The following is a 1,138-nucleotide window of genomic DNA, read 5'->3' as shown; positions in this document are numbered from 1 at the left end:
ATTTTTGACCGTGGCCCTTTTCAGCCTGGCCCTTTCCTTTACCAGTTTCCGGCGTACCTTTGTCTCACGGGCAACCTGTGACGCCGACTGCGATATCGCGGATGAAGCAACGCGGTTAATGGCCATTGCGGCGGCACCAGGCACCGCCGTTTTGCTGATACGGCTGAGGTTTTCAACGGCCTGCTCAAGACCTTTTATGGCCATACATCCCCCTTTCAGCGGCGACGGTTAACGGCAGGCGGTACGCCCCGTCCAAGCCAGAGATGACAACTTCCGCCATCATCCGGCGAAACCCGATCTACCCAGAAATTTTCCTCACCGATGGTCAGCGTGTCTCCACGCCGCAGCTGCCGCACCTCATCAGTCCGGACAAACAGGGACGGGCTGGAGCCTTCAACGCGCACGCCCTGTCCGGCATAGCTGATATTTTCAGGGTCATCAAAAACACCACGTATCACCGCACCTGACTGCTCACCGGATGTAATGGTGGCTGACGTTCCCATGTACCCGCGTATCGTTTCATCGGCGCGGGCAATGGCAGCATCGAACAGGTTATCGAAATCAGCCACAGCGCCTCCCGTTATTGCATTCTGGCCAGGCCGCGCTCTGTCATTTCGGCTGCCACACCGGCAGAGACACGAAACGCCGTTCCCGGCAGCACAAATGCCACAGGTTCATCCCGCGTGGCGTGAAGTGCATCAGTATGCAGCTTCACCAGTGCCACGACCGTGACCAGTTCAGACGTATCCAGAATCACGGTATCCGGCTGCGCTGATCCCACCTCATTTTCATGTCCGGTCAGCACATTTTCCCGGCTGAGAGGGGTGTCCTGACCGGCAGTTTCATCCGTGTCATCAAGCTCCTCTTTCAGCTCTGCCACACGGAGCGCCAGTTCTTCTTTCGTCCCCGTCAGGCTGACATCACGGTTCAGTTGTTCACCCAGCGAGCGGAGACGGGCAATCAGTTCATCTTTCGTCATGGACTCCTCCACAGAGAAACAATGGCCCCGAAGGGCCATGATTACGCCAGTTGTACGGACACGAACTCATCAGACGGGCAATCAGTTCATCTTAGTTGTACGGACACGAACTCATCAGACGGGCAATCAGTTCATCTTATGAGTTGTACGGACACGAAC

General features: G+C 56.4%; 3 protein-coding genes. All 3 read right to left on the bottom strand.

The annotated features are described in order from the left end of the window. The coding region (locus tag KJY73_RS21650) for a phage tail protein (RefSeq protein WP_171868103.1) at positions 1 to 204 on the bottom strand (204 nt) is incomplete at its 3' end. Positions 205 to 215: 11 nt separating this feature from the next. Continuing rightward, positions 216 to 569, bottom strand: coding sequence for a head-tail joining protein (locus KJY73_RS21645; protein ID WP_000752979.1), 354 nt, complete (start codon positions 567 to 569; stop codon positions 216 to 218). An 11-nt stretch (positions 570 to 580) separates the two neighbouring features. Further along, positions 581 to 979, bottom strand: coding sequence for a DNA-packaging protein FI (locus KJY73_RS21640; protein ID WP_000158919.1), 399 nt, complete (start codon positions 977 to 979; stop codon positions 581 to 583). Positions 980 to 1,138: the final 159 nt, after the last annotated feature.

The organism is Bowmanella yangjiangensis (assembly GCF_018531185.1).
In the GTDB taxonomy this organism is placed as follows: Bacteria; Pseudomonadota; Gammaproteobacteria; order Enterobacterales; family Alteromonadaceae; genus Bowmanella; species Bowmanella yangjiangensis.
The sequence above is the reverse complement of the archived record's forward strand: the minus strand, read 5'-3'. Positions and strand labels throughout refer to the sequence as shown.

Excerpts from the sequence above, each read along its gene's own strand:
- KJY73_RS21640 (WP_000158919.1), bottom strand. The coding sequence starts at position 979 with ATGACGAAAGATGAACTGATTGCCCGTCTCCGCTCGCTGGGTGAACAA.